We start from the raw sequence: 2,872 nt of genomic DNA on the forward strand, positions 1-2,872 counted from the left end.
GATAAAGCCCCAAGCCATGCACCACGGCGCACAAGTGTGCCGTGAACCGGTAGGATGGCAATATTGTTTTGGACCACGTAAGTTTCAGGAGGGCTGAAAGCCGTTGTATCCCCTTGCGCAAAAACCCTAGGGGCAAACTTTTCTCCCTCAAAAAGACGCGGCGCAAGGGCATTCAAAATCACATCAAGCTTTGTGGAGGCAAGCATATGAGGAACACCAAAAAGCCGTGATGCCAAAAACGGCATGTCAAAATTATTTACCATTTGCATGTGCCTCGCTGCCTTGGTTGCTTTCATAAGTCTCATCAGAGTCTGTGGAATCAATCTCTTTATGTGCAACAGAAAGATCTGCATTATCGGTATCAAAAGATAAGCCGCGAATGCGCGCATCTTTGTGCTCTTCTTCAAGTTCGGCATGAATGGTATCGATATCAAAGCCACGCTCAGCAAGTGCCATGCGTCGTGTTTTCAAGCCGGCGCGAATTTCTTCTTTTTCCGCTGAGATATCCTTGTTTGGATCAATCATTTCAAGCGGGGGCGCAAAGCTTTCACATTGAAGCCATGGCAAGGGATTTTCTTCCCACTCTGGCAAATTGACGCATCCAGAAAGCACTGCCATTTCAACAAAACGCTCCCAAACAATGCGATTAAATTGAAAGGCAATGATATGTTCACGCCATTGTTTAACGTGACGCCTAAATTGAATGATGGAGGTGCGCACATTGGAAAAATTGCCGCGCGTAACGTCTCCTGTCACAACGGCATAAGGCATATTAAGTGCTGCACAAATTTTCAAGATATTGCGAAATTGAAAAGCCTCATAAGAACCACCAACCTCAACAGGATTTGAGAATGTAACCTCTTTATTCTCTCCTAAGTAAAGAGATGCACCGGGCGCAATGACAGGTGCTTTGTATTCTTCTTCAACGTTGTTTTTATCACGATTATCGGATAATTTTTCGACGTTTGGTGAATTGTCCTTGACAAACGCCGCGAAAAGAGCCGCCATCCTTTTTCGATCAAGTTCTGCATCATCATAGGATTCCAGTTGAAAGATTTTTGTCATAGCACGCGTTATTTTGGGAGAACCGCGCAATTGTCCGGCAATACGGCGCTCTTTGATGTGAAGGACCATTTCAGCAGGGACGCGCACGCGCTCTTGGCTCTTAAATGCTATGTTGGAAGGAGAAGCATCATAGGGGTGCTGTTCCCAGAAATGATAAGCAACACGCTTGCCACTGGCATTAAATTCAATCCCCATACGAATGTAATTGCCTTCAATCTCAGCAGGTCCATTGTAAGTCAAATCCAGCATTTCGGTTGGATAAACTTGTAATTGAAGTGGCACACCAGAGCGTCCATAAAGGTCGACATAGTGTAGTCTTACAAAGCATTCGCCGGTTAAAAAGACCTCTCGGGCAATCGTTGCTTGCAGCACATAAAAGCTGGTATCTTCATCATAATCGGCTTCATCAACCCATTGCCACCATAAGTCTAAAAGCTTTTTCTTTTCTTCTTGAAAGCCTTCAATGCGAGGATAAGGTTTAATCCCATCACTGACAGCCGCAGAGACCCATTCCTCCGTTACAGAACCATAAAGAGCTTCATTGTCATAAAGCCATCTTGAACGGGCAACAATGGTATCACCGCATTCCTCAATGGCTTTATTAATATGTTTTTTTGCGGGGTCAAAACCACCCATACGGCGGCTTTTGCTTGCCGCTTCAAAATGGGGATTGTGTTGACGAGAAATTTTAAAAAAGCCCGTGAGTTTATTGAAAAAACCAGCCATTAATAGCCTCGTGAGATATTAAAATAGAACACGCGTGAACGCTTGCGCCCTTCAAGGTCCGCTATTTGTGTATTGATCATTTCAAGAGCTCTGCGCAGTTCCTCAACAGAACGATTGCTGACTTGCTTATCGCCATGGCGCACCGATTGTGCTCCCGAATAAAGAGCTTCTTCAATTTGCTCACGCCGCCTTTTTAAGCTTTCAAGTCTCTCAACTTTGCTGTTGCCTTGCTTTAAATCTTCACCCACCAATTACCTCCAATCCCCTCGCATATAAGGATTTATTATTGTTCTGAATGGCTTCTTTTGAGGCTGTGCTGTCTGAGATCTTCTTGGAGCAAGAGAGGGGGGACGTTCTGATGTTGGCTGCTCTAAAGAGCCTTCAACTTTAAGCTTTTTCAAACGTTCTTCTAAGATATCGACTTCTCGATTCAGGTTTATTCCCGCCGAAATCAGACCTTGTAAAGCAGCATAGGCATAAACCCTACAATCCAAAGCTTCGTTTCTTGCCTTTTCGCTTTTTTGCCATTCAATGCGCTTAAAGCCTTTAAAATATTTGATGACTTTTCTTTCAGCCGTTAGCTGGTCAAAATATTCCCGATCAAGGTTTTTGTGAAAATGTGTTGCACCAGCCCCCGATGCTTCAGGACCTGATTTCTTAAACCGCGCCGTAATGATATCCTTAGCTGCATCAACCCCAACAATATAGAGGTTAATCTGCCCTTTGTTGTTTCTGCTTGGGCGGCGTGGCCACACCGCACGCCATCCCGCCTGTCCCTTAATCCCCCAGATCCGTCGTCCTTCACGCGGGCGCACATAATTGTAAACCGCCTGTGTGTGTCCACCACCGGTATCAATACAAGCCGCCGTTATCTTGATGCCGTCTTTGTAACCTAGATGCGGCCAGCGTCTTGTAAGATATTCATCCAATTGGTCCCATACTTCAAAAGAAGAGGGATCACCAAGGATGACCTGATAATCGATATGCCAGCTTTCTTCACTGCGTCCCCATCCCACAACTTCAAGTTCTAAGCGGTCATTTTGCACATCAATGCCCGCTGTCAACAACACGGCTTGTTCTG

3 protein-coding genes and 1 pseudogene are annotated in these 2,872 nt (G+C 45.2%); all 4 read right to left on the reverse strand.

All coding sequences use genetic code 11. The features are described from left to right. Positions 1–263, reverse strand: a pseudogene (locus GQO39_RS08190) (S49 family peptidase); the annotation flags it as partial. Next, on the reverse strand, positions 253–1,791 hold the full coding sequence (locus GQO39_RS08195; RefSeq protein WP_156851726.1) for a phage portal protein: 1,539 nt from the start codon (positions 1,789–1,791) through the stop codon (positions 253–255). The pseudogene GQO39_RS08190 and the gene GQO39_RS08195, both read right to left, overlap by 11 nt. After that, on the reverse strand, positions 1,791–2,039 hold the full coding sequence (locus GQO39_RS08200; RefSeq protein ID WP_156851727.1) for a phage head-tail joining protein: 249 nt from the start codon (positions 2,037–2,039) through the stop codon (positions 1,791–1,793). Before GQO39_RS08200 ends, GQO39_RS08195 begins: the two co-directional genes overlap by 1 nt. Positions 2,040–2,042: 3 nt before the next feature. After that, positions 2,043–2,872, reverse strand: an 830-nt coding sequence (locus GQO39_RS08205) for a terminase gpA endonuclease subunit (protein ID WP_198039446.1), incomplete at its 5' end; no start/stop codon positions are given.

Source organism: Bartonella refiksaydamii, assembly GCF_902652675.1.
GTDB lineage: Bacteria > Pseudomonadota > Alphaproteobacteria > Rhizobiales > Rhizobiaceae > Bartonella > Bartonella refiksaydamii.

Coding starts and splice junctions, on each gene's coding strand:
- GQO39_RS08195 (WP_156851726.1), bottom strand. CDS start 1,791: ATGGCTGGTTTTTTCAATAAACTCACGGGCTTTTTTAAAATTTCTCGT.